The sequence below is a fragment of the Stenotrophomonas sp. GD03777 genome (assembly GCF_029842485.1).
GTDB classification, from domain to species: Bacteria; Pseudomonadota; Gammaproteobacteria; order Xanthomonadales; family Xanthomonadaceae; genus Stenotrophomonas; species Stenotrophomonas sepilia.
This window is the reverse complement of sequence record NZ_JAOCGL010000008.1, coordinates 18163-40127: the sequence shown is the minus strand read 5'-3', so window position 1 is coordinate 40127 and position 21965 is coordinate 18163. Positions and strand designations below refer to the sequence as shown.

Here is a 21965-nt window from a genome sequence, read left to right as displayed (position 1 = left end):
GGCCAAAATTTCGGCCTGCTTTAACATTTCCGCATCTCTGGCCGGATTTTCCGGCCACCAATCAGAAGAACCTACTGATGGCGACGATCAACCAGCTGGTCCGCAAGCCGCGGCAAGCGACCACCTACAAGAGTGCCTCGCCGGCGCTCGACAAGTGCCCGCAGCGCCGTGGCGTCTGCACCCGTGTCTACACCACCACTCCGAAGAAGCCGAACTCGGCTCTGCGCAAGGTTGCCAAGGTCCGCCTGACCAACCAGGAAGAAGTGATTTCCTACATCGGTGGTGAAGGCCACAACCTGCAGGAGCACTCCGTGGTCCTGATCCGCGGCGGTCGCGTCAAGGACCTGCCGGGTGTGCGTTACCACACCGTTCGTGGCTCGCTCGACGCCGCCGGCGTTGCCAAGCGTCGCCAGGCCCGTTCCAAGTACGGCGCCAAGCGTCCGAAGGCATAAGGAGAGAGCACTATGTCGCGTAAGGGTAATACTCCGCAGCGTTCCGTCCTGCCCGATCCGAAGCACGGAAGCGAAACCATCGCCCGTTTCATCAACATGGTCATGCAGAGCGGCAAGAAGTCCGTCGCCGAAAAGATCGTGTACGGCGCCATGGACGTGATCACCGAGAAGAACAGCAGCGCCAACGCCATTGAACTGGTGCAGAAGGCTCTGGACAACGTCGCTCCGGCGGTCGAAGTCAAGTCGCGCCGCGTCGGTGGTGCCACCTACCAGGTGCCGGTCGAAGTGCGTTCGTCGCGCAAGATGGCCCTGGCCATGCGCTGGTTGATCGACTCCGCGCGCAAGCGTGGTGAGAACACCATGCCGAAGAAGCTGGCTGCTGAACTGATCGACGCCTCGGAAAACCGCGGCGGCGCCATCAAGAAGCGCGAAGAAACCCACCGCATGGCCGAAGCCAACAAGGCATTCGCCCACTACCGCTGGTGAGTTTGACGGCCTTGTAAAACAGGCAGGGCAGCACCACTTCGGTGCGTGCTGCCTCGCGGTCCCAGAAGGACTGCGCCAATCCGAAGGCCGCCGAAAGGCGGCGTTCGGCCATCCGAAATCCAAGAAATCTGAGAGGCTCCCGTGGCCCGTTCCACTCCCATCGAGCGTTACCGTAACTTCGGCATCATGGCTCACATCGATGCCGGCAAGACCACCACGTCCGAGCGCATCCTGTTCTACACCGGCAAGAGCCACAAGATCGGTGAAGTGCACGACGGCGCCGCCACCATGGACTGGATGGAGCAGGAGCAGGAGCGTGGCATCACGATCCAGTCCGCTGCCACCACCGCGTTCTGGAAGGGCATGGACAAGTCCCTGCCGGAGCACCGCTTCAACATCATCGACACCCCCGGGCACGTCGACTTCACCATCGAAGTGGAGCGTTCGCTGCGCGTGCTCGACGGTGCCGTCTTCGTCCTGTGCGCCGTCGGTGGCGTGCAGCCGCAGTCGGAAACCGTGTGGCGCCAGGCCAACAAGTACCACGTGCCGCGCATCGCGTTCGTCAACAAGATGGACCGCACCGGTGCCAACTTCCAGAAGGTCGTCGGCCAGCTGAAGGCCAAGCTGGGTGCGGTTGCCGTGCCGATGCAGCTGCCGATCGGCGCTGAAGACAACTTCAAGGGCGTCGTCGACCTGCTGAAGATGAAGGCCATCCACTGGGATGAAGCTTCGCAGGGCATGAAGTTCGAATACAGCGACATCCCGGCCGAACTGCAGGGGCCGGCGGAAGAAGCTCGCCAGTTCATGGTCGAGACCGCTGCCGAAGCCAGCGAAGAGCTGATGGAAAAGTACCTGGGCGGCGAAGAGCTGGCCGAGGCTGAAATCATCAACGCGCTGCGTACCCGCACCCTGGCCACCGAAATCGTGCCGATGTACTGCGGCTCGGCCTTCAAGAACAAGGGCGTGCAGGCCATGCTGGACGGCGTGATCCAGCTGCTGCCGTCGCCGGTCGACGTGCCGGACGTGAAGGGCGTGGACGTTGACGACGACACCGTCGAAATGACCCGCAAGTCGGACGACAAGGCTCCGTTCTCGTCGCTGGCCTTCAAGATCATCACCGACCCGTTCGTCGGCGCGCTGACCTTCTTCCGTGTCTACTCGGGCACCCTGAACGGTGGCGACACCGTGCTGAACTCGGTGAAGGGCAAGAAGGAGCGCATCGGCCGCATCCTGCAGATGCACTCGAACAACCGCGAGGAAATCAAGGAAGTTCTGGCTGGTGACATCGCCGCTGCCGTGGGTCTGAAGGACACCACCACCGGTGACACCCTGTGCGCCGTGGACGCCCCGATCATCCTGGAGCGCATGACGTTCCCGGAGCCGGTGATCTCGATGGCCGTCGAGCCGAAGACCAAGTCGGACCAGGAAAAGATGGGCCTGGCCCTGGGCCGCCTGGCGCAGGAAGATCCGTCGTTCCGCGTCAAGACCGACGAAGAATCCGGCCAGACCATCATCTCGGGCATGGGCGAGCTGCACCTGGACATCATCGTTGACCGCCTGAAGCGCGAGTTCAACGTTGAAGCCAACGTCGGTGCGCCGCAGGTGGCCTACCGCGAAACCATCACCCTGGCTGACGTCAAGTCGGACTACAAGCACGCCAAGCAGTCCGGTGGTAAGGGTCAGTACGGTCACGTCGTGATCGAACTGTCGCCGATCACTGCTGCCGACCGTGCCGATCCGAAGATCGCTCCGATGATCAAGGACGACTTCCTGTTCATCAACGACATCACCGGCGGCGTGATCCCGAAGGAATTCATCCCGTCGGTCGAGAAGGGCCTGCGCGAAACCATCACCAGCGGCCCGCTGGCTGGCTTCCCGGTCGTGGACGTCAAGGTGAAGCTGGTGTTCGGTTCGTACCACGACGTCGACTCCTCGGAAATGGCGTTCAAGCTGGCTTCGTCGATGGCCTTCAAGCAGGGCTTCGCCAAGGCCAAGCCGGTGCTGCTGGAGCCGATCATGAAGGTCGAGATCGTGACCCCGGAGGATTACCAGGGTGACGTGATGGGCGACGTCAGCCGTCGTCGCGGCGTGCTGCAGGGCTCCGACACCACCGGTGACGGTTCGGCCAGCATCATCAACGCGATGATCCCGCTGGGTGAAATGTTCGGCTACGCCACTGCACTGCGTTCGCAGACCCAGGGCCGCGCCACTTTCACCATGGAATTCGATCACTACGAGCCGGCTCCGACCAACATCGCCGAAGCCGTCATGAAGAAGGGCTGAGCCTCGCTCAGCCTCTCTTGAAACCACTTACGAACAATCAAGGTATAGAACAATGGCAAAGGGTAAGTTCGAACGCACCAAGCCGCACGTCAACGTCGGCACCATCGGTCACGTCGACCACGGCAAGACCACGCTGACCGCCGCACTGACCAAGATCGGTGCCGAGCGCTTCGGTGGCGAGTTCAAGGACTACTCCTCGATCGACGCCGCGCCGGAAGAAAAGGCGCGTGGCATCACGATCTCGACCGCGCACGTCGAATACGAATCCCCGACCCGTCACTACGCCCACGTTGACTGCCCGGGCCACGCTGACTACGTCAAGAACATGATCACCGGTGCCGCCCAGATGGACGGCGCGATCCTGGTGTGCTCGGCCGCTGACGGCCCGATGCCGCAGACCCGTGAGCACATCCTGCTGTCGCGCCAGGTCGGCGTGCCGTACATCGTCGTGTTCCTGAACAAGGCCGACATGGTGGACGACGCCGAGCTGCTCGAGCTGGTCGAGATGGAAGTGCGCGAGCTGCTGAGCAAGTACGAGTTCCCGGGCGACGACACCCCGATCATCGCCGGTTCGGCCCGTCTGGCGCTGGAAGGCGACCAGAGCGAGATCGGCGTGCCGGCCATCCTGAAGCTGGTCGACGCGCTGGACAGCTGGATTCCGGAGCCGGAGCGTGCGATCGACAAGCCGTTCCTGATGCCGGTGGAAGACGTGTTCTCGATCTCGGGCCGCGGCACCGTGGTGACCGGTCGTATCGAGCGCGGCGTGATCAAGGTTGGCGACGAAATCGAAATCGTCGGCATCCGTCCGGTGCAGAAGACCACCGTGACCGGCGTTGAAATGTTCCGCAAGCTGCTGGACCAGGGTCAGGCAGGCGACAACGCTGGCCTGCTGCTGCGCGGCACCAAGCGTGACGACGTCGAGCGTGGCCAGGTGCTGGCCAAGCCGGGCACGATCAAGCCGCACACCAAGTTCGAAGGCGAAGTGTACGTCCTGTCGAAGGATGAGGGCGGTCGCCACACCCCGTTCTTCAACGGCTACCGTCCGCAGTTCTACTTCCGCACCACCGACATCACCGGCGCCGCCAAGCTGCCGGAAGGCGTCGAAATGGTGATGCCGGGTGACAACGTCAAGATGGAAGTCACCCTGATCAATCCGGTGGCCATGGACGAAGGTCTGCGCTTCGCCATCCGCGAAGGCGGCCGTACCGTCGGCGCCGGCGTGGTCTCGAAGATCATCGAGTAATCTGGTAGTATCAGCGCCCCGATGTTGCCTGGGTAGGGCATCGGGGCGTATCAAATGGGAAAGCAGGCACAGGATGTGCCTTGTGTTCCCCGGACCAGGAAGGGTCAATGCCATTCAGGCGGCGTCAACAGGCGACTGTTGACAGCTGCCTTGCGTGCCATTATGCTTCTACGTCTGGGCAGGCCGGGTAACTGGTCTGCCTACGTTTTTGAGGTCCATGGATTGACCTTGGCGGCCTGCAGGACTGCGGGCCGTCCGTATTCAGGAATTTCATGGGACAAAGCAACCCAGAGGCTTTGTCTGTCGCTCTTTTAACGAAGGAACCTACCGCCATGGCGGACCAAAAGATCCGGATCCGGCTGAAAGCGTTCGATCATCGTCTGATCGACCGTTCGGCCAGCGAGATCGTTGAAACGGCAAAGCGGACCGGCGCGCAAGTGCGTGGCCCGATCCCGCTGCCGACCAAGATCGAGCGTTACACCGTTCTCGTTTCCCCGCACGTCGACAAGGACGCGCGTGACCAGTACGAGACCCGCACGCACAAGCGCGTGCTCGATATCGTTGACCCGAATGACAAGACCGTGGACGCGCTGATGAAGCTCGAACTGGCTGCCGGCGTCGACGTTCAGATCAAGCTGACCTGAGGACTACGACCATGACGAAGAAGTATTCGTTGGGCTTCGTGGGCCGCAAGGCCGGCATGAGCCGCGTGTTCACTGAAGATGGCCGCTCCATCCCGGTGACCCTGATCGAAGCAACCCCGAACCGCATCGCGCAGATCAAGACCGTCGAAACCGACGGCTACAGCGCCGTGCAGGTGACCGTCGGCGCGCGTCGCGCTGCCCTGGTCAACAAGCCGGAAGCCGGCCACTTCGCCAAGGCGAAGGTGGAAGCGGGTCGTGGCCTGTGGGAATTCCGCGTTGAAGACGCGCAGCTCGGCGATTTCGCCGTTGGCGGCGAAGTCAAGGCGGACATCTTCGAAGTCGGCCAGATCGTCGACGTCCAGGGTGTCACCAAGGGTAAGGGCTTCCAGGGCACCATCAAGCGCCACAACTTCCGTATGGGCGATGCAACCCACGGTAACTCGCTGTCGCATCGCGCGCCGGGTTCGCTGGGTCAGCGCCAGACCCCGGGTCGCGTTTTCCCGGGCAAGAAGATGTCGGGCCACATGGGCGCGGTGCAGCAGAGCACCCAGAACCTGGAAGTGGTCAAGGTCGACGTCGAGCGCGGTCTGATCGCGGTTCGCGGCGCCGTTCCGGGCGCGGCGGGTGGCGATGTGATCGTCCGTCCGGCGAGCAAGGCATAAGGAGAGATGACGATGGAACTCGTTATCACGGGTAGCAACAACAAGGTCTCGGTCTCCGAAGCCGTGTTCGGTCGCGATTTCAGCGAAGATCTGGTCCACCAGGTCGTCGTTGCTTACCGCAACGCCGGTCGCGCCGGCACCAAGGCACAGAAGACTCGCTCCGAAGTGGCTGGTACCACCAAGAAGTCGAAGAAGCAGAAGGGCGGCGGCGCGCGTCATGGCGCACTGACGGCTCCGATCTTCGTCGGCGGCGGTGTCACCTTCGCGGCCAAGCCGCGCAGCTTCGAGCAGAAGGTCAATCGCAAGCAGTACCGTGCCGCCATGTGCGCGATCCTGTCCGAGCTGAACCGTCAGGGCCGTCTGACCATCGTGGAGGCCTTCGACGTCGAAGCCACCAGCACGAAGGGTCTGATCGCCAAGCTGGCCGGCCTGGAAGTGGGCAAGCGCCCGCTGATCGTCACCGAGGAAGCGTCCGAGCACCTGTACCTGTCCGCCCGCAATCTGCCGTACGTGCAGGTGCGTGATGTGCAGGGTCTGGACCCGGTCTCGCTGGTGGGTGCCGACACGGTCGTCATCACCGCTGACGCGGTCAAGAAGGTCGAGGAGTGGCTGGCATGAACAGCAACGAAAAAATCTTCAGCGTGCTGCGTGCCCCGCGTGTCTCGGAAAAGACCGCGCGCCTGCAGGAACTCTCCAATCAGTATGTCTTCGAAGTTTCGAACGAAGCCACCAAGGCCGATGTAAAGGCCGCGGTTGAGCAGCTGTTCGACGTCAAGGTCGAAGCCGTCAACGTGGTCAACGTCAAGGGCAAGAACAAGTCCTTCCGTAACCGTGCTGGCCGCCGCGGCGATTGGCGCAAGGCGTACGTTCGCCTGGCCGACGGCCAGTCGATCGATGTAACGGCCAAGGCCTGAGGTACATCCCATGCCATTGATGAAATTCAAGCCCACCTCCCCCGGCCGCCGTTCGGCCGTGCGCGTGGTCACCCCCGACCTGCACAAGGGTGCTCCGCACGCCGCGCTGGTCGAGTCGCAGAGCCGCTCGGGTGGTCGTAACCACCACGGTCGCATCACCGTGCGTCACGTCGGTGGTGGTGCCAAGCAGCACTACCGCATCATCGACTTCAAGCGCAACAAGCTGGGCATCCCGGCGCGCGTGGAACGCATCGAATACGATCCGAACCGCACCGCCCACATCGCTCTGCTGTGCTACGTCGACGGTGAGCGTCGCTACATCATCGCCCCGAAGGGCCTGAAGGCTGGTGATCAGGTGATCGCTGGTTCGGACGCCCCGATCAAGGCCGGCAACACCCTGCCGCTGCGCAACATCCCGGTCGGTACCACCATCCACTGCATCGAGCTGAAGCCGGGCAAGGGCGCTCAGATCGCTCGCGCCGCTGGTGCGGCCGTGCAGCTGGTGGCTCGTGAGGGCATCTACGCCACCCTGCGCCTGCGCTCGGGTGAAATGCGCAAGGTTCCGGTCGAGTGCTGCGCCACCATCGGCGAAGTCGGCAACGACGAGCACAGCCTGGAAAAGCTGGGCAAGGCCGGTGCCAAGCGTTGGCGCGGCGTCCGCCCGACCGTTCGTGGTGCTGCCATGAACCCGGTTGACCACCCGCACGGTGGTGGTGAGGCCAAGGCCGGCCAGGGTAACCCGCATCCGGTCACCCCGTGGGGTGTCCCGACCAAGGGTTACAAGACGCGCCATAACAAGCGCACTCAGCAGTTCATCGTCCGCGATCGTAGGGGCTAATCGACCATGGCACGTTCACTCAAGAAGGGCCCGTTCGTCGATCACCACCTCGTCAAGAAGGTGGAGGCCGCTGCGGGCAGCAAGAAGCCGATCAAGACCTGGTCGCGCCGTTCGATGATCCTGCCTGACATGGTAGGCATCACCATTGCCGTGCATAACGGCAAGAACCACATCCCGGTTCTCGTCAACGAGAACATGGTCGGCCACAAGCTCGGCGAATTTGCCATCACCCGGACCTTCAAGGGTCACGGTGGTGACAAGAAGTCGGGCAAGTAAGGAGAGATGACAATGGAAGCGAAAGCCATCCTGCGCACTGCGCGCATCTCCCCGCAGAAGGCTCGTCTGGTCGCTGACCAGGTGCGCGGTCTGCCGGCCGAACGTGCGGTCAACCTGCTGAAGTTCTCGGACAAGAAGGCTGCCCACCTGATCAAGAAGGTGGTGGAGTCGGCAATTGCCAACGCCGAGAACAACCAGGGCGCCGACGTCGACGAGCTGAAGGTTCAGACCATCATGGTTGATGAAGGTCCGACCCTGAAGCGTTTCATGGCGCGGGCGAAAGGCCGCGGTACCCGCATCCTCAAGCGCACCAGCCACATTACTGTGGTTGTGGGCGCCGCCAAGTAAGCGGATAAGGAAAAGACCATGGGTCATAAAGTTCATCCGATTGGTATCCGCCTCGGCATTTCCAAGGACTGGAACTCCAAGTGGTACGCCAACAAGGCCGAGTTCGCCGGTTACCTGGCAGCCGACCTGAAAGTGCGCGACATGCTGCGCAAGAAGCTGGCTCAGGCCGGCATCAGCAAGATCCTGATCGAGCGTCCGGCCAAGACCGCTCGCGTGACGATCCACACCGCCCGTCCGGGCGTGGTGATCGGCAAGCGCGGTGAGGACATCGAGAAGCTGCGCAAGGAAGTGAGCGAGATGATGGGCGTCCCGGCGCACATCAACGTCACCGAAGTGCGCAAGCCGGAACTGGACGCGCAGCTCGTTGCCGAGTCGATCGCCCAGCAGCTGGAGCGTCGCATCATGTTCCGCCGTGCAATGAAGCGCTCGGTCGGCAACGCGATGCGCCTGGGTGCCCTGGGCATCAAGGTCAACGTCGGTGGCCGCCTCAACGGTGCAGAAATCGCCCGTTCGGAGTGGTACCGCGAGGGCCGCGTGCCGCTGCACACCCTGCGTGCCGACATCGACTATGGCTTCGCTGAAGCCAAGACGACCTACGGCATCATCGGCATCAAGGTCTGGATCTACAAGGGCGAGGTCTTCGATTTCTCCCAGGTTGGCCAGGAAAAGCAGGACGACACCCCGTCGCGCAACGATCGTCACGATCGCGGCGACCGCGGTGACCGTCAGCGCCCGGCCCGTGAAGCGAGGTAACGACAATGTTGCAACCCAAGCGAACCAAGTACCGCAAGGTACACAAGGGCCGTAACGATGGCCTGAGCTGGAGCGCCAACGCTGTCAGCTTCGGCGAATACGGCCTGAAGGCAACCGCACACGGTCAGCTGACCGCGCGCCAGATCGAAGCGGCCCGCCGCTCGATCAGCCGCTACGTCAAGCGCGGCGGCAAGATGTGGATCCGCGTGTTCCCCGACAAGCCCATCACCAAGAAGCCCATCGAAGTCCGAATGGGTTCGGGTAAGGGTAACGTGGAATACTGGGTGGCCCAGATCCAGCCCGGCCGCATGATCTATGAAATCGAGGGTGTTTCCGAGGAAGTGGCTCGCGAGGCGTTCCGCCTGGCCGCCGCCAAGCTCTCGGTCACCACCACTTTCGTGACCCGTACGGTGCGCTGATGGATATCAAAACTCTCCGTGAAAAGTCGGCTGACGAACTCAAGGCCCACCTGATCGACCTGCGTAAGGAACAGTTCTCTGTCCGTATGCAGCAGGTCACCGGCCAGCTGCCGAAGACCCACGACATTCGCCGGGTCCGTCGCGAGATTGCTCGCGTCAAGACCCTGCTCGGCAGCACGAAGTAAGGATGGCCGCTATGAGCGACAATACTGAAAAGAAGACGCTGCGCACGGTCGAAGGCCGTGTCGTCAGCAACAAGATGGACAAGACGGTTACCGTCCTGGTTGAGCGTCAGGTCAAGCACGCGCTGTACGGCAAGTACATCAAGCGCTCGACCAAGCTGCACGCCCACGATGCCGACAACGCCTGCAAGGAAGGCGACGTCGTCCGCGTGACCGAGATTGCTCCGATGTCCAAGACCAAGAACTGGCGCGTGGTGGAAGTCATCACGCGTGCGGCTGAATAAGGAGTCTGAATCATGATCCAGATGCAGAGCTACCTTGACGTCGCGGACAATTCGGGTGCCAAGCAGGTGATGTGCTTCAAGGTGCTGGGTGGTTCCAAGCGCCGTTACGCCGGTATCGGCGACATCATCAAGGTCACCGTGAAGGATGCGATTCCGCGCGGCAAGGTCAAGAAGGGTGAAGTGTATGACGCCGTCGTGGTGCGTACCCGCAAGGGTGTGCGTCGCGCCGACGGTTCGCTGATCCGCTTCGACGGCAACGCTGCCGTCCTGCTGAACAACAAGCAGGAGCCGATCGGTACCCGTATCTTCGGGCCGGTGACCCGTGAACTTCGTTCGGAGAAGTTCATGAAGATCGTCTCGCTCGCTCCCGAAGTGCTGTGAGCGACAGGAGATAATCATGGCTAACCGTATCAAGAAGGGCGACCAGGTTGTCGTCAACGCTGGCAAGGACAAGGGCAAGCAGGGCGAAGTCGTCCGCGTCGACGGCGACCGCGTGGTCGTCGCCAACGTGAACATCGTCAAGCGCCACACCAAGCCGAACCCGCAGGCAGGTGTTGCCGGCGGCGTGGTCGAGCGCGAAGCTTCGATCCATATCTCCAACGTGAACGTGCTGAACCCGGCTTCGGGCAAGGGCGAACGCGTTGGCTTCAAGGTGCTGGAGGATGGACGCAAACTGCGTGTGTTCCGCTCCAGCGGTGAGGCGCTCGACGCCTGAGGAATGTGAAGATGACTTCCCGTCTCGAAAAGATCTACAAGGAAGAAGTGGTGCCGGCGCTGATGAAGCAGTTCGGCTACACCAATCCGATGGAAGTACCGAAGCTCGTCAAGGTCACCCTGAACATGGGTGTCGGCGAGGCTGCCACCAACAAGAAGATCCTGGAAAACGCCGTCGCGGACATGACCAAGATTTCCGGCCAGAAGCCGGTTGTCACCAAGTCGCGTATCTCGGTTGCGTCGTTCAAGATCCGTGATGGTTGGCCGATCGGCTGCAAGACCACGCTGCGTCGCCACAAGATGTACGAGTTCCTGGACCGCCTGATCAACATCTCGCTGCCGCGCGTGCGCGACTTCCGTGGTGTTTCCGGTCGTTCCTTCGACGGCCGCGGCAACTTCAACATGGGTGTGAAGGAACAGATCATCTTCCCGGAAATCGACTTCGACGCCGTCGACGCGATCCGCGGTATGGATATCGCCATCACCACCACTGCGAAGACCGACGCGGAAGCGAAGGCGCTGCTGGCAGCGTTCAAGTTCCCGTTCCGTAACTGATCTGTCGAGGAAACCGAAATGGCAAAGACCTCCATGGTCAACCGCGACATCAAGCGGGAAAAGCTGGCCAAGAAGTACGCTGAGAAGCGTGCGGCTCTGAAGAAGATCGTGTCCTCCGTGGACGCGACCTACGAAGAGAAAATCGACGCCGCAACCAAGCTGGCCAAGCTGCCGCGCGATTCGTCGCCGAGCCGCCAGCGCAACCGTTGCGAGCTGTCGGGTCGTCCGCGTGGCGTGTACAGCAAGTTCGGCCTCGGCCGCAACAAGCTGCGCGAAGCCACCATGCGTGGCGACGTCCCGGGCCTGCGCAAGGCCAGCTGGTAATCCCAGCCGGCCCTGCGATCAGGAGTCCCCTCGGGGGCTTCTGAACCGGGGGAGGGAGGCGTTCAGCTTCCTTTCTGCGAAAAAACCCGAAGAGCCCGGCGCAAGTCGGGCTCTTTTGGCGTATACTCCCGCGTCTTGCCCTGCGCAAACGGGGTTGTAGGAGTGGGCCCCGGCCCGCTGCATCAAGGGACCTGGCCCGTTTCCAGGAGACAACAGATTTTCGCGAAAGCGGATATCGGTGCACTCAAAGGTACTCATATGAGCATGACTGATCCCATCGCCGACCTGCTGGTCCGCATCAAGAATGCGGCTGCGGTTGGCAAGCAGACGGTGAAAGCCCCGTCGTCCAAGATCAAGGTTGCGATCGCCCAGGTCCTGAAGGACGAGGGTTACATCACCGACCTGCGCGTGACCCAGCTGGAAAACAACAAGGCCGAGCTGGAAATCGTGCTGAAGTATTTCGAAGGCAAGCCGGTCATCGCGACCCTGAAGCGCTTCTCGCGTTCGGGCCTGCGCCAGTACCGCGGCAAGAGCGAGCTGCCGAAGGTCATGAATGGCCTGGGCATCTCCATCATTTCCACCTCCAAGGGCATCATGACTGATGCGCAGGCGCGCCAGCTGGGCGTCGGCGGCGAAGTCCTGTGCTTCGTGGCCTAAGGCGAAAGGAGTAGAACTATGTCCCGCGTAGCCAAGAAGCCCGTCACCCTGGGTAAGGTCGAACTGAACGTCCAGTCGGAAAGTGTCACCGTCAAGGGCCCGAAGGGCACCCTGTCGCTGGTCAAGCCGGCCGGTATTGCCATCAACGTCGACAGCGGCGTTGCCACCCTGAGCACCGAGAGCGCCGACCTGGTCGCGCTGACCGGTACCGTGCGCGCGATCCTGGCCAACATGGTCAAGGGCGTGTCCGAAGGCTTCGAGCGCAAGCTGGAGCTGGTCGGCGTGGGTTACCGTGCTGCCATGCAGGGCAAGGATCTGAGCCTGTCGCTCGGTTTCTCGCATCCGGTCGTGTTCGTGGCGCCGGAAGGCATCACCATTTCCACCCCGACCCAGACCGAGATCCTGGTCCAGGGCGCTGACAAGCAGGTCGTCGGTGAAGTCGCCGCCAAGATCCGTGCGTTCCGCAAGCCGGAGCCGTACAAGGGCAAGGGCGTGAAGTACTCCGACGAAGTCATCATCCGTAAGGAAGCCAAGAAGGCCTAATTAGGCGCTTCCGCTTTCAAGGAAAAAACATCATGAACAAGAACATCGCCCGCCTGCGTCGCGCCAAGTCGACCCGCGCCCACATCCGTGAGCTCGGCGTCGCCCGCCTGTCGGTGCTGCGCACCGGCCAGCACCTGTACGCCCAGGTCTTCACCGCTGACGGTTCGAAGGTGCTGGCTGCCGCCAACACCACCCAGACCGACGTCAAGGAAGGCCTGAAGAACGGCAAGAACGCCGATGCCGCTGCCAAGGTCGGCCGCATCGTTGCCGAGCGCGCCAAGGCCGCCGGCATCGAGAAGGTTGCCTTCGATCGTTCGGGCTACCGCTACCACGGCCGCATCAAGGCCTTGGCAGAAGCCGCCCGCGAAGCCGGCCTGCAGTTCTAAGGGACAAGGGCAGGGGGCCGATGGCCTCCTGCCTGCCTGCTCGCCAGCCTGAGTGAGGCTGGACGGCGCCGCTCTTCTGCAGCGGTCCACCGGAACAACGCGTCACTCCACAACCATAAGCGGCCTCGAGCCGTACATACCCAAACAACCAAGGAATCAACATGGCAGAAGAGCGTCAGCAGCGGGGTCGCGATCGCGACCGTAACCGCGAAGAGAAGATCGACGACGGCATGATCGAAAAGCTGGTCGCGGTCAACCGCGTCAGCAAGACCGTCAAGGGTGGCCGCCAGTTCACCTTCACCGCCCTGACCGTGGTCGGCGACGGCGAAGGCAAGGTCGGTTTCGGTTATGGCAAGGCCCGCGAAGTGCCGGTCGCCATCCAGAAGTCGATGGAACAGGCCCGCAAGAACCTGGTCAGCGTTGACCTGAACAACGGCACCCTGTGGCACACCATCAAGGATGGTCACGGCGCAGCCCGCGTGTTCATGCAGCCGGCTTCGGAAGGTACTGGCGTCATCGCCGGCGGTGCGATGCGCGCCGTGCTGGAAGCCGTTGGCGTGAAGAACGTGCTGGCCAAGGCCACCGGTTCGCGCAACCCGATCAATCTGGTGCGCGCCACCGTGAAGGGCCTGACTGCTGCGCAGTCGCCGGCCCGCATCGCGGCCAAGCGTGGCAAGAAGGTGGAGGAACTCAACCATGGCTAATGAGTCCAACAAGACTGTGAAGGTCCGCCTGGTGCGTGGCCTGCGTGGCACCCAGTCGCGTCACCGCCTGTCGGTGCGTGCCCTGGGCCTGAACAAGCTCAACGATGTGCGTGAACTGAAGGACAGCCCGCAGGTGCGCGGCCTGATCAACAAGGTTCAGTACCTCGTCCAGGTTGAGGAGTAATCGACCATGACTCTGCGTCTCAATGAACTGAGCCCGGCACCGGGCGCCCGCACCGAGCGCACCCGCGTCGGCCGCGGTATCGGCTCGGGCCTGGGCAAGACTGCCGGCCGCGGCCACAAGGGTTCGTTCGCCCGCAAGGGTGGCGGCAAGATCAAGGCTGGCTTCGAAGGCGGCCAGACCCCCATGCAGCGTCGTCTGCCGAAGATCGGCTTCCGTTCGCCGATCGCCAAGGACACCGCTGAAGTGCTGCTGTACGCGCTGGACAAGCTGCCGGCCGGTGAGATCGACTTCGCCGCCCTGCGTGCTGCCAAGCTGGTCCCGAGCACTGCCAAGAAGGCCAAGGTCGTCGTCAAGGGCGAAGTGACCAAGGCGTTCACCCTGAAGGGTATTGCTGCCACGGCTGGTGCCAAGGCTGCGATCGAAGCTGCCGGCGGCAGCGTAACGGAGTAAGAAAATCATGGCGCAAGCTGGCATCGGTAACCTCGCGGGCGGAATGGGCAAGTTCACTGAACTTCGCCAACGTTTGCTGTTCGTCGTCGGGGCTTTGATCGTCTATCGCATCGGCTGCTACGTGCCGGTGCCGGGCGTCAATCCCGATGCCATGCTTGCCATGATGCAACAGCAGGGCGGCGGCATCGTGGACATGTTCAACATGTTCTCGGGCGGCGCCCTGCACCGTTTCAGCATCTTTGCGCTGAACGTGATGCCGTACATCTCGGCATCGATCGTGATGCAGCTGGCCGTGCACATCTTCCCCGCCCTGAAGGCGATGCAGAAGGAAGGTGAGTCCGGCCGCCGCAAGATCACCCAGTATTCGCGCATCGGCGCCGTGCTGCTGGCAGTGGTGCAGGGCGGTTCGATCGCGCTGGCCCTGCAGGGCCAGGTTTCGCCGTCGGGCGCTCCGGTCGTGTACGCCCCCGGCATGGGCTTCGTGCTCACCGCGGTGGTCGCACTGACTGCCGGCACCATGTTCCTGATGTGGGTCGGTGAGCAGGTCACCGAACGCGGTATCGGCAACGGCGTGTCGCTGATCATCTTCGCCGGTATCGTCGCCGGTCTGCCGGGTGCGGTCATCCACACCTTCGACGCCTACCGCGACGGCAACATCCAGTTCATCCAGCTCCTGCTGATCGCCATCGTCGTACTCGCCTTCACCTTCTTCGTGGTGTTCGTGGAGCGTGGCCAGCGCCGGATCACGGTCAATTACGCGCGCCGCCAGGGCGGTCGCAACGCGTACATGAACCAGACCTCGTTCCTGCCGCTGAAGCTCAACATGGCCGGCGTCATCCCGGCGATCTTCGCCTCGAGCCTGCTGGCCTTCCCGGCCACCCTGGCCATGTGGTCCGGCCAGGCTGCCAACCAGAGCAGCTTCGGCCAGGTCCTGCAGAAGGTCGCCAATGCCCTGGGCCCGGGCGAGCCGCTGCACATGATCGTGTTCGCTGCGCTGATCACCGGTTTCGCGTTCTTCTATACCGCGCTGGTGTTCAATTCGCAGGAAACCGCCGACAACCTGAAGAAGTCGGGCGCTTTGATTCCGGGCATCCGTCCGGGCAAGGCCACCGCCGACTACATCGACGGCGTGCTGACCCGCCTGACCGCGGCCGGCTCGGCTTACCTGGTGATCGTCTGCCTGCTGCCGGAACTGATGCGCACGCAGCTGAATGCCTCGTTCTACTTCGGTGGCACGTCGCTGCTGATCGTGGTGGTGGTGGTGATGGACTTCATCGCCCAGGTGCAGGCACACCTGATGTCCCATCAGTACGAGAGCCTGCTGAAGAAGGCCAACCTGAAGGGCGGCAACCGCGGCGGTTTTGCCCGCGGCTGATAGGCCTGTTATACTTTCGTCTTCCTGACGTGATGGTCCCTCCGCTTCGCGGACTCCGGCCACACAAACGAAGGGCGGCCCCCGCAGCGGTTCCGGGTGGGGGTGTGATGAGGTGGTCCCGCGCTGGAGTAGCGCGGGCGGTCCCGGGGGAAACCCCAGGTCCAACCCCATCCGGCGCCGGAGCCTGGGCACACTCCCCAGGCCGGGTTCATGAAACCAATGGTTTCACGGGCTTCCATGTAAACCGGAACCTTGTTAGTATCGCTAGTTCACTTTTTTGATCCATCCTGCCGGATTGGCGTGCCCGAGGCGCGCTGTCGGCCATCACTCAGCTGGAGAACCGCGTCATGGCGCGTATTGCAGGCGTCAACCTGCCAGCCCAGAAGCACGTCTGGGTCGGGTTGCAAAGCATTTACGGCATCGGCCGTACCCGTTCGAAGAAGGTCTGCGAAGTCGCAGGCGTTGCTTCGACCACCAAGATCCGCGATCTGTCGGAGCCGGAAATCGAGCGCCTGCGCGCCGAAGTCGGCAAGTACATCGTGGAAGGCGATCTGCGCCGTGAGATCGGCATCGCGATCAAGCGCCTGATGGACCTGGGCTGCTACCGCGGCCTGCGTCACCGTCGTGGCCTCCCGCTGCGTGGCCAGCGCACCCGTACCAACGCCCGCACCCGCAAGGGTCCGCGCAAGGCGATCAAGAAGTAAGGGACTGAGAAATGGCTAAGCCCGCTGCTAAGACCAAGAAGAAGATCAAGCGCGTCGTCACCGACGGCGTTGCCCACGTCCACGCTTCGTTCAACAACACCATCGTCACCATCACCGACCGCCAGGGCAACGCTCTGTCGTGGGCGACCTCCGGTGGCGCTGGCTTCCGCGGTTCGCGCAAGTCGACCCCGTTCGCTGCCCAGGTGGCTGCTGAAAAGGCCGGTCGTGCTGCGCTGGACTACGGCGTGAAGTCGCTGGAAGTCCGCATCAAGGGCCCGGGTCCGGGCCGTGAGTCGGCCGTGCGTTCGCTGAACAACGTCGGCTACAAGATCACCAACATCATCGACGTGACGCCCATCCCGCACAACGGGTGCCGTCCGCCGAAGAAGCGTCGCGTCTAAAGGGAGCGATAAGAAATGGCTCGTTATATCGGTCCTACCTGTAAGCTCGCCCGCCGCGAAGGCGCCGACCTGTCCCTGAAGAGCCCGGCGCGTGCGCTGGACTCCAAGTGCAAGCTGGAGCAGAAGCCCGGCCAGCACGGCGCCACTGCCCGCAAGGGCAAGCTGTCCGACTACGCCACCCAGCTGCGTGAAAAGCAGAAGGTCAAGCGTATCTACGGCCTGCTGGAGCGTCAGTTCCGCAACTACTACAAGAAGGCCTCGACCAAGAAGGGCAACACCGGCGAGAACCTGCTGCAGCTGCTGGAAACCCGCCTGGACAACGTCGTCTACCGCATGGGCTTCGCCGTGACCCGTCCGGCTGCCCGTCAGCTGGTGTCGCACCGCGGCGTCACCGTGAATGGCAAGTCGGTCAACCTGGCTTCGTACCAGGTCAAGGCTGGCGACGCCATCGCTCTGTCCGAAAAGGCTGCCAAGCAGCTGCGCGTCCAGGAAGCCCTGACCGTCGCCGCCCAGCATGACCTGAGCCCGTCGTGGGTTGAAGTGGATTCCGGCAAGTTCACCGGCATCTTCAAGGCTGTTCCGGATCGTTCGGATCTGCCTGCGGACATCAACGAAGCGCTGATCGTCGAGCTGTATTCGAAGTAATTCACATTGGAGAGCCCCCGGCGACGGCCGGGGGTTCACTAGGAGAACCCGCAACATGACGGTTACCGCCAACCAGGTTCTGCGTCCTCGCGGTCCGCAGATCGAACGCCTTACCGACACCCGTGCAAAGGTCGTTATCGAACCTTTGGAGCGGGGTTACGGGCATACGCTGGGCAACGCCCTGCGTCGCGTGCTGCTGTCGTCCATCCCGGGCTTCGCCATCACGGAAGTCGAAATCGACGGCGTGTTGCATGAGTACACCACGGTCGAAGGTCTGCAGGAGGACGTCCTCGAAGTCCTGCTCAACCTGAAGGATGTGGCCATCCGTATGCACTCCGGCGACAGCGCCACCCTGTCCCTGTCCAAGCAGGGCCCGGGCGTTGTCACCGCTGCCGACATCAAGGTCGACCACAATGTGGAGATCCTGAACGGCGACCATGTGATCTGCCACCTGACCAAGGACACGGCAATCAACATGCGTCTGAAGATCGAACGTGGTTTCGGCTACCAGCCGGCTGCCGCGCGTCGTCGTCCGGACGAAGAAACCCGTGCCATCGGCCGTCTGGTCCTGGATGCCTCGTTCTCGCCGGTTCGCCGTGTCGCCTATGCCGTGGAAGCGGCGCGTGTCGAACAGCGCACCGACCTGGACAAGCTGGTCATCGATATCGAGACCAACGGCACCATCGATGCCGAGGAAGCCGTGCGCACCGCCGCCGACATCCTCAGCGACCAGCTGTCGGTGTTCGGTGACTTCACCCACCGCGACCGCGGTGCGGCCAAGCCGGCCAACAACGGCGTGGATCCGGTGCTGCTGCGCCCGATCGACGATCTGGAGCTGACCGTGCGTTCGGCCAACTGCCTGAAGGCTGAAAGCATCTACTACATCGGCGATCTGATCCAGAAGACCGAAGTGGAGCTGCTGAAGACCCCGAACCTGGGCAAGAAGTCGCTCACCGAGATCAAGGAAGTGCTGGCTCAGCGCGGCCTGTCGCTCGGCATGAAGCTGGAGAACTGGCCGCCGGCCGGCGTCGCCAGCCACGGCATGCTGGGCTGATATCGGTAATACCTGAAGGCTCCACCGTTCGCGGTGGGGCCTTCAACGCACCACACCATGCCACGACGAACCGCAGGTTCGCGGGCAGGTCGTCCAGGACGGGCGGCCAGGACCATCCGCAGTCCGCGCAGCAACGCCAGGATGGCGACAACGATCCACACAGCCTCATCATTAACCAAGGAATGTCACCATGCGTCACCAGAAGTCTGGCCGTAAGTTCAGCCGTACCAGCGCCCACCGCGAAGCGATGTTCAAGAACATGGCCGCCTCGCTGTTCAAGCACGAGCTGATCAAGACCACCCTGCCGAAGGCCAAGGAACTGCGCCGCGTTGCCGAGCCGCTGATCACCCTGGCCAAGGTCGACTCCGTCGCCAACCGCCGTCTGGCTTTCGCCCGCCTGCGCGACAACGAAGCCGTGGGCAACCTGTTCACCATCCTGGGCCCGCGCTACGCGAACCGTCCGGGCGGCTACCTGCGCCTGCTGAAGTGCGGCTTCCGCGCTGGCGACAACGCGCCGATGGCCTACGTCGAGCTGGTTGACCGTCCGGTCGTGGCCGAGGAAGTGGCCGAGTAATCGGACCGCTCCAATGCGACACAGCGAAAGCCCGGCCTCTGCCGGGCTTTTGCGTTTCTGCGGGATTTGACCCGCACCGTTCCGACAGGCGTCACCTGTGGCGGTTCGAATGGCATGCACTCTCGGTTACGCTTGGCGCCTGATCCATTCGAGCGTTGACGATGAATCCACTGCGCTGGCCCTTCCGCGCCCAGTTCTTCCTGGGCTTCCTGATCTGCGCCGGCCTGCTGGGCTACGCGATCTTCCTGCAGCTGAAGATGGGCCTGGAGCCGTGCCCGCTGTGCATCTTCCAGCGGCTGGCGTTCGCCGCGCTGGGCCTGCTGTTCCTGATCGGTGCACTGCACGGGCCCTCCAACCGTTCTGGCCGGGCAACCTACGGCGTGCTCGCCTTCATTGCCGCCGCGGTCGGCGTAGGCATCGCTGCGCGCCACGTCTACGTGCAGATGCTGCCACCGGAGATGGGGGCGACCTGCGGCCCGCCGCTGAGCTTCCTGCGCGAGACCATGGGGCCGCTGGAAGTGTTCCGCACGGTGCTGACCGGTACCGGCAACTGCGGCAATATCGACTGGACGTTCCTGGGCCTGACAATGCCGATGTGGTCGGGCGTGTGGTTCGTGCTGCTGGCGCTGTGGGCGCTGGTGGTGTCGCTGCGCAAGGTCAAGCGCTGAACGCAGGGTAGTGCCGGCCGCTGGCCGGCAACCGCATGAACGATGGCAGCGTTCCCGTAGATGCCGGCCAGCGGCCGGCACTACCACGGTCCGTTCTCAGAAATCCTGCTGCAGGCTCAGGTAGGCGCCACGGCGCGGCCCCCACTGCGGCGCGAACACGCCAACACCGCCGCCATCGCGCAGCTGGTAGCTGCGATCCAATGCGTTGATCACGGCCAGCTGCACATGCAGCGGATGGCCACTGTCGGCATTGAAGTCATGCCCGGCGCTGAGGTTCACCTGCAGGTAGGATGGCAGCTCGCCGCCGTTGGGCACGCCCTCGATGTCCGAACGCAGGCCGCTACCGAACACGTAGTTGGCGCCGACCCGGTTGTGGCCGGCGAAGGCGTAGCTGAAACCGCCCGATGAGGTCAGCTTCTGGTCGTGGTCGAGGTGGATCCAGTGGTTGGCCACATAGGCCAGCGCTTCTGGATCGAGGTTGTACTGGCTGGTGATGACCTGGGTGCCGATGGCCTTGTTGTACGCCGCGTTGACGTAAGCGCTGAACGGACCGTTGCTGTAGTCGGCACTGAACTCCAGGCCACGGATATGGCCGCGGCGGTAGTTGAACGTCGAATAGATGTAGGCGGCACCAAACTGGCCTTCGTCCTGCAGGCGCGCAACACGGCGGTCGTACGCGTCCAAGCCCAGGGTCAGGTGTTCGCCCAGCTGATGCGATACGCCGATGTCGTAGTAGTCACTGCGCTCGCCCAGTGGCGTGTTGTTGCCGCCGCTCGGCTGCTGGTTGGTGGTGCCGTCGTACAGCGCGATATCGCTGCTGGCGATCAGCTCACTGGCCGGCGGCGTGAAGTAACGCGAATAGCCGGCATGCACGGTGGTGCTGTCGCTGGCATTCCAGGCCACGCCCAGGCGGGGGCTGAGCTGGCCCTCGGTGTGGCCAAAGGCCTTGTAGCGATCGCCGCGCAGGCCGTAGTTGACGGTCCAGTCGTCGCCGATCTTCCATTCATCCTGCACGTACAACGCCAGCGTGCTGGCATGGAAGGCACTGCGGTCAGGTATCAGCAGCGGCGTGGTGCTGGACTGCTGGCCGGCGTCATCGACCGGGAACACCCAGCTGCTGTTGCTGGCCCGCGCGTTCTCGTAGTTGCCGTACAGGCCATAGCGCAGCGTGTGGTCGTTGCCCAGCGGGGTGGAGAAATCGGCCTGCAGCGTGTTGGCGCGGTTGCTGCGCTGCACCTGCGAGGCGACGCCACTGAATACCAGGTCGCCGATGACATCCGGGTTGAACGCCACATCGCTGTAGCGCTGCCCGGCGGACAGCTGGTAGGCGGTGCTGCCCAGCGCGCCCTGCAGCACCAGCATGCCGAAGCGGGTGGTTTCGCGCTGGGTTTCATCCAGCTGGCTGGAGTCGAAGGTGGTGGTGTCCAGGTAACCGAACTGCGGGGTCTGCCCGGGGTTGACCGGGATCTGGAAGCGGTTGTTGGCGAAGCCGGCGAACACGCTCAGGCGGGTGTTCTCGTTGACCAGGTAGGTGAGGTCAGCGAACGCTTTGCCCTGGTGGGTGTCGTCGTGCAGCGGCTTGCGCGAGCGGGTCGGGTTTTCCAGGCCAACCTCGTTCTGGTCGTAGTTGCCAGTCAGGAACCAGCTCCATCGCCCCTGGTTGCCCCACCACGAGGCATTCGGATTGATCTTGCCGAACGAGCCTGCGGTCAGACCGGCGCTGCCGCCATTGCCGAGCTCGGCACCATTGCGGGTGGTGATGTCGACCACTGCAGCGGTGCGCTCGCCGAACTGCGCCGGCAGCGCGCCATCCATCAGGCGGATGCTCTTGACGGTGCGGGCATCCAGTGTCTGGCCGAAGCCGGAGATCGATTCGGGCAGCAGTACGCCATTGATGCGGTACTGCAGATTGGCGTGGTCGCCGCGCACGTGCACGCCGCCATAGGAATCCTGGACCACGCCCGGGGCCTGCAGCAGTACCTGGCTGAGCGGCGCGGAGGCACCCAGCGGCTGCTTCTGGATGTCCTCGGCGGTGATCTGGTACTGGCTGCTGCCGATGTCCGGCGACAGCGCGTTGCGGGCCTGGTCGAGCTGGGCGTGGACAGTGACTGCGTCCAGATCCTTGACGGAGGAAGAGGTGTCGTCGGTCGTTGCGGCGAAGGCGGGCAGGCTGGCCAAGGCCAGGGCGAAGGTAATACCGGTAGCGAGGGGCGAGGGCTTCATGGTGAGAGAGGGGGCGGCTG

33 protein-coding genes are annotated in these 21965 nt (G+C 63.1%); 32 read left to right on the top strand and 1 reads right to left on the bottom strand.

The genetic code is table 11. From position 1 onward, the window contains the following. Positions 1–77 precede the first annotated feature (77 nt). The 32 genes from rpsL to N5E02_RS03570 all read left to right on the top strand — a co-directional run bounded on the left by rpsL (position 78) and on the right by N5E02_RS03570 (position 19722). Positions 78–452: a 30S ribosomal protein S12 gene (rpsL, locus tag N5E02_RS03725; RefSeq protein WP_004145320.1), complete on the top strand. Its 375-nt coding sequence runs from the start codon at positions 78–80 to the stop codon at positions 450–452. 12 nt (positions 453–464) lie between these two features. After that, entirely contained in the window at positions 465–938 is a 474-nt protein-coding gene (rpsG, locus tag N5E02_RS03720) for a 30S ribosomal protein S7 (protein WP_004145321.1), read from the top strand. 141 nt (positions 939–1079) lie between these two features. Next, positions 1080–3221: an elongation factor G gene (gene fusA / locus N5E02_RS03715; RefSeq protein ID WP_049414677.1), complete on the top strand. Its 2142-nt coding sequence runs from the start codon at positions 1080–1082 to the stop codon at positions 3219–3221. Positions 3222–3273: 52 nt separating this feature from the next. Next, positions 3274–4464, top strand: coding sequence for an elongation factor Tu (gene tuf, locus N5E02_RS03710; RefSeq protein ID WP_188247895.1), 1191 nt, complete (start codon positions 3274–3276; stop codon positions 4462–4464). Positions 4465–4796: 332 nt separating this feature from the next. Further along, positions 4797–5108, top strand: a complete 312-nt coding sequence (gene rpsJ / locus N5E02_RS03705; protein ID WP_005408208.1) for a 30S ribosomal protein S10 — start codon at positions 4797–4799, stop codon at positions 5106–5108. A gap of 11 nt (positions 5109–5119) precedes the next feature. Then, the gene (gene rplC / locus N5E02_RS03700; protein WP_004145336.1) at positions 5120–5770 is read left to right on the top strand and encodes a 50S ribosomal protein L3; all 651 of its coding nucleotides are present in this window, start codon (positions 5120–5122) and stop codon (positions 5768–5770) included. Between the two features lie 12 nt (positions 5771–5782). Further along, entirely contained in the window at positions 5783–6388 is a 606-nt protein-coding gene (rplD, locus tag N5E02_RS03695; RefSeq protein ID WP_005415412.1) for a 50S ribosomal protein L4, read from the top strand. Beyond that, entirely contained in the window at positions 6385–6684 is a 300-nt protein-coding gene (gene rplW, locus N5E02_RS03690; RefSeq protein ID WP_004145338.1) for a 50S ribosomal protein L23, read from the top strand. Before rplD ends, rplW begins: the two co-directional genes overlap by 4 nt. Before the next feature lie 10 nt (positions 6685–6694). Then, a complete protein-coding gene (gene rplB, locus N5E02_RS03685; RefSeq protein ID WP_004145339.1) occupies positions 6695–7522 on the top strand; it encodes a 50S ribosomal protein L2 in 828 nt (275 codons plus the stop codon). Positions 7523–7528: 6 nt separating this feature from the next. Next, positions 7529–7798 carry a 30S ribosomal protein S19 gene (gene rpsS / locus N5E02_RS03680; RefSeq protein WP_005415413.1) on the top strand — a complete coding sequence of 90 codons (270 nt, stop codon included), beginning with the start codon at positions 7529–7531 and terminating at the stop codon, positions 7796–7798. Between the two features lie 12 nt (positions 7799–7810). Continuing rightward, positions 7811–8146: a 50S ribosomal protein L22 gene (gene rplV, locus N5E02_RS03675; RefSeq protein ID WP_004145348.1), complete on the top strand. Its 336-nt coding sequence runs from the start codon at positions 7811–7813 to the stop codon at positions 8144–8146. Between the two features lie 18 nt (positions 8147–8164). Then, positions 8165–8899 (top strand): 30S ribosomal protein S3, encoded by a 735-nt coding sequence (rpsC, locus tag N5E02_RS03670; protein ID WP_005415414.1) that lies wholly within the window; start codon positions 8165–8167, stop codon positions 8897–8899. A gap of 5 nt (positions 8900–8904) precedes the next feature. Further along, entirely contained in the window at positions 8905–9318 is a 414-nt protein-coding gene (rplP, locus tag N5E02_RS03665; protein ID WP_004154486.1) for a 50S ribosomal protein L16, read from the top strand. Then, on the top strand, positions 9318–9503 hold the full coding sequence (rpmC, locus tag N5E02_RS03660) for a 50S ribosomal protein L29 (protein ID WP_004154487.1): 186 nt from the start codon (positions 9318–9320) through the stop codon (positions 9501–9503). Before rplP ends, rpmC begins: the two co-directional genes overlap by 1 nt. 11 nt (positions 9504–9514) lie before the next feature. Continuing rightward, positions 9515–9784, top strand: coding sequence for a 30S ribosomal protein S17 (gene rpsQ, locus N5E02_RS03655; RefSeq protein WP_004154489.1), 270 nt, complete (start codon positions 9515–9517; stop codon positions 9782–9784). Positions 9785–9796: 12 nt separating this feature from the next. Further along, positions 9797–10165 (top strand): 50S ribosomal protein L14, encoded by a 369-nt coding sequence (gene rplN, locus N5E02_RS03650; protein WP_010483978.1) that lies wholly within the window; start codon positions 9797–9799, stop codon positions 10163–10165. A gap of 16 nt (positions 10166–10181) precedes the next feature. Further along, complete coding sequence (rplX, locus tag N5E02_RS03645; RefSeq protein ID WP_004154490.1) at positions 10182–10499, top strand: 50S ribosomal protein L24; 318 nt, start codon at positions 10182–10184, stop codon at positions 10497–10499. An 11-nt stretch (positions 10500–10510) separates the two neighbouring features. Continuing rightward, complete coding sequence (gene rplE / locus N5E02_RS03640; RefSeq protein WP_005415416.1) at positions 10511–11053, top strand: 50S ribosomal protein L5; 543 nt, start codon at positions 10511–10513, stop codon at positions 11051–11053. An 18-nt stretch (positions 11054–11071) separates the two neighbouring features. Next, the gene (rpsN, locus tag N5E02_RS03635) at positions 11072–11377 is read left to right on the top strand and encodes a 30S ribosomal protein S14 (RefSeq protein ID WP_005408209.1); all 306 of its coding nucleotides are present in this window, start codon (positions 11072–11074) and stop codon (positions 11375–11377) included. A 258-nt stretch (positions 11378–11635) separates the two neighbouring features. Then, positions 11636–12034 carry a 30S ribosomal protein S8 gene (gene rpsH, locus N5E02_RS03630; protein WP_005415417.1) on the top strand — a complete coding sequence of 133 codons (399 nt, stop codon included), beginning with the start codon at positions 11636–11638 and terminating at the stop codon, positions 12032–12034. A gap of 18 nt (positions 12035–12052) precedes the next feature. Further along, a complete protein-coding gene (rplF, locus tag N5E02_RS03625; protein ID WP_005415418.1) occupies positions 12053–12577 on the top strand; it encodes a 50S ribosomal protein L6 in 525 nt (174 codons plus the stop codon). A gap of 32 nt (positions 12578–12609) precedes the next feature. Continuing rightward, complete coding sequence (gene rplR / locus N5E02_RS03620) at positions 12610–12963, top strand: 50S ribosomal protein L18 (RefSeq protein WP_004154495.1); 354 nt, start codon at positions 12610–12612, stop codon at positions 12961–12963. A gap of 161 nt (positions 12964–13124) precedes the next feature. Further along, positions 13125–13667: a 30S ribosomal protein S5 gene (rpsE, locus tag N5E02_RS03615; RefSeq protein ID WP_005415419.1), complete on the top strand. Its 543-nt coding sequence runs from the start codon at positions 13125–13127 to the stop codon at positions 13665–13667. Then, a complete protein-coding gene (rpmD, locus tag N5E02_RS03610) occupies positions 13660–13851 on the top strand; it encodes a 50S ribosomal protein L30 (protein ID WP_005408214.1) in 192 nt (63 codons plus the stop codon). Before rpsE ends, rpmD begins: the two co-directional genes overlap by 8 nt. A 6-nt stretch (positions 13852–13857) precedes the next feature. Beyond that, a complete protein-coding gene (rplO, locus tag N5E02_RS03605) occupies positions 13858–14301 on the top strand; it encodes a 50S ribosomal protein L15 (RefSeq protein WP_004154498.1) in 444 nt (147 codons plus the stop codon). Positions 14302–14308: 7 nt separating this feature from the next. Continuing rightward, positions 14309–15676 (top strand): preprotein translocase subunit SecY, encoded by a 1368-nt coding sequence (gene secY, locus N5E02_RS03600; protein ID WP_005415420.1) that lies wholly within the window; start codon positions 14309–14311, stop codon positions 15674–15676. A 347-nt stretch (positions 15677–16023) separates the two neighbouring features. Continuing rightward, positions 16024–16380 carry a 30S ribosomal protein S13 gene (rpsM, locus tag N5E02_RS03595; RefSeq protein ID WP_004154500.1) on the top strand — a complete coding sequence of 119 codons (357 nt, stop codon included), beginning with the start codon at positions 16024–16026 and terminating at the stop codon, positions 16378–16380. A gap of 11 nt (positions 16381–16391) precedes the next feature. After that, the gene (gene rpsK / locus N5E02_RS03590) at positions 16392–16781 is read left to right on the top strand and encodes a 30S ribosomal protein S11 (protein ID WP_004145443.1); all 390 of its coding nucleotides are present in this window, start codon (positions 16392–16394) and stop codon (positions 16779–16781) included. Positions 16782–16796: 15 nt separating this feature from the next. Next, complete coding sequence (gene rpsD / locus N5E02_RS03585; protein ID WP_004145446.1) at positions 16797–17426, top strand: 30S ribosomal protein S4; 630 nt, start codon at positions 16797–16799, stop codon at positions 17424–17426. Positions 17427–17481: 55 nt separating this feature from the next. Then, positions 17482–18480 (top strand): DNA-directed RNA polymerase subunit alpha, encoded by a 999-nt coding sequence (gene rpoA / locus N5E02_RS03580; protein ID WP_005408216.1) that lies wholly within the window; start codon positions 17482–17484, stop codon positions 18478–18480. Between the two features lie 190 nt (positions 18481–18670). Then, entirely contained in the window at positions 18671–19054 is a 384-nt protein-coding gene (gene rplQ / locus N5E02_RS03575; RefSeq protein ID WP_005408217.1) for a 50S ribosomal protein L17, read from the top strand. Between the two features lie 161 nt (positions 19055–19215). Next, the gene (locus tag N5E02_RS03570) at positions 19216–19722 is read left to right on the top strand and encodes a disulfide bond formation protein B (protein WP_065186362.1); all 507 of its coding nucleotides are present in this window, start codon (positions 19216–19218) and stop codon (positions 19720–19722) included. A gap of 96 nt (positions 19723–19818) precedes the next feature. Here N5E02_RS03570 and N5E02_RS03565 read toward each other — a convergent pair whose 3' ends face one another. Next, the gene (locus N5E02_RS03565; RefSeq protein ID WP_139726763.1) at positions 19819–21945 is read right to left on the bottom strand and encodes a TonB-dependent receptor; all 2127 of its coding nucleotides are present in this window, start codon (positions 21943–21945) and stop codon (positions 19819–19821) included. Between the last annotated feature and the right edge of the window lie 20 nt (positions 21946–21965).

Bases quoted from the DNA above. Each gene is read 5' to 3' on its own strand.
- rpsL (WP_004145320.1), top strand. From the start codon at position 78: ATGGCGACGATCAACCAGCTGGTCCGCAAGCCGCGGCAAGCGACCACC.
- rpsG (WP_004145321.1), top strand. From the start codon at position 465: ATGTCGCGTAAGGGTAATACTCCGCAGCGTTCCGTCCTGCCCGATCCG.
- tuf (WP_188247895.1), top strand. From the start codon at position 3,274: ATGGCAAAGGGTAAGTTCGAACGCACCAAGCCGCACGTCAACGTCGGC.
- rpsJ (WP_005408208.1), top strand. From the start codon at position 4,797: ATGGCGGACCAAAAGATCCGGATCCGGCTGAAAGCGTTCGATCATCGT.
- rplC (WP_004145336.1), top strand. From the start codon at position 5,120: ATGACGAAGAAGTATTCGTTGGGCTTCGTGGGCCGCAAGGCCGGCATG.
- rplD (WP_005415412.1), top strand. From the start codon at position 5,783: ATGGAACTCGTTATCACGGGTAGCAACAACAAGGTCTCGGTCTCCGAA.
- rplW (WP_004145338.1), top strand. From the start codon at position 6,385: ATGAACAGCAACGAAAAAATCTTCAGCGTGCTGCGTGCCCCGCGTGTC.
- rplB (WP_004145339.1), top strand. From the start codon at position 6,695: ATGCCATTGATGAAATTCAAGCCCACCTCCCCCGGCCGCCGTTCGGCC.
- rpsS (WP_005415413.1), top strand. From the start codon at position 7,529: ATGGCACGTTCACTCAAGAAGGGCCCGTTCGTCGATCACCACCTCGTC.
- rplV (WP_004145348.1), top strand. From the start codon at position 7,811: ATGGAAGCGAAAGCCATCCTGCGCACTGCGCGCATCTCCCCGCAGAAG.
- rpsC (WP_005415414.1), top strand. From the start codon at position 8,165: ATGGGTCATAAAGTTCATCCGATTGGTATCCGCCTCGGCATTTCCAAG.
- rplP (WP_004154486.1), top strand. From the start codon at position 8,905: ATGTTGCAACCCAAGCGAACCAAGTACCGCAAGGTACACAAGGGCCGT.
- rpmC (WP_004154487.1), top strand. From the start codon at position 9,318: ATGGATATCAAAACTCTCCGTGAAAAGTCGGCTGACGAACTCAAGGCC.
- rpsQ (WP_004154489.1), top strand. From the start codon at position 9,515: ATGAGCGACAATACTGAAAAGAAGACGCTGCGCACGGTCGAAGGCCGT.
- rplN (WP_010483978.1), top strand. From the start codon at position 9,797: ATGATCCAGATGCAGAGCTACCTTGACGTCGCGGACAATTCGGGTGCC.
- rplX (WP_004154490.1), top strand. From the start codon at position 10,182: ATGGCTAACCGTATCAAGAAGGGCGACCAGGTTGTCGTCAACGCTGGC.
- rplE (WP_005415416.1), top strand. From the start codon at position 10,511: ATGACTTCCCGTCTCGAAAAGATCTACAAGGAAGAAGTGGTGCCGGCG.
- rpsN (WP_005408209.1), top strand. From the start codon at position 11,072: ATGGCAAAGACCTCCATGGTCAACCGCGACATCAAGCGGGAAAAGCTG.
- rpsH (WP_005415417.1), top strand. From the start codon at position 11,636: ATGAGCATGACTGATCCCATCGCCGACCTGCTGGTCCGCATCAAGAAT.
- rplF (WP_005415418.1), top strand. From the start codon at position 12,053: ATGTCCCGCGTAGCCAAGAAGCCCGTCACCCTGGGTAAGGTCGAACTG.
- rplR (WP_004154495.1), top strand. From the start codon at position 12,610: ATGAACAAGAACATCGCCCGCCTGCGTCGCGCCAAGTCGACCCGCGCC.
- rpsE (WP_005415419.1), top strand. From the start codon at position 13,125: ATGGCAGAAGAGCGTCAGCAGCGGGGTCGCGATCGCGACCGTAACCGC.
- rpmD (WP_005408214.1), top strand. From the start codon at position 13,660: ATGGCTAATGAGTCCAACAAGACTGTGAAGGTCCGCCTGGTGCGTGGC.
- rplO (WP_004154498.1), top strand. From the start codon at position 13,858: ATGACTCTGCGTCTCAATGAACTGAGCCCGGCACCGGGCGCCCGCACC.
- secY (WP_005415420.1), top strand. From the start codon at position 14,309: ATGGCGCAAGCTGGCATCGGTAACCTCGCGGGCGGAATGGGCAAGTTC.
- rpsM (WP_004154500.1), top strand. From the start codon at position 16,024: ATGGCGCGTATTGCAGGCGTCAACCTGCCAGCCCAGAAGCACGTCTGG.
- rpsK (WP_004145443.1), top strand. From the start codon at position 16,392: ATGGCTAAGCCCGCTGCTAAGACCAAGAAGAAGATCAAGCGCGTCGTC.
- rpsD (WP_004145446.1), top strand. From the start codon at position 16,797: ATGGCTCGTTATATCGGTCCTACCTGTAAGCTCGCCCGCCGCGAAGGC.
- rpoA (WP_005408216.1), top strand. From the start codon at position 17,482: ATGACGGTTACCGCCAACCAGGTTCTGCGTCCTCGCGGTCCGCAGATC.
- rplQ (WP_005408217.1), top strand. From the start codon at position 18,671: ATGCGTCACCAGAAGTCTGGCCGTAAGTTCAGCCGTACCAGCGCCCAC.
- N5E02_RS03570 (WP_065186362.1), top strand. From the start codon at position 19,216: ATGAATCCACTGCGCTGGCCCTTCCGCGCCCAGTTCTTCCTGGGCTTC.
- N5E02_RS03565 (WP_139726763.1), bottom strand. From the start codon at position 21,945: ATGAAGCCCTCGCCCCTCGCTACCGGTATTACCTTCGCCCTGGCCTTG.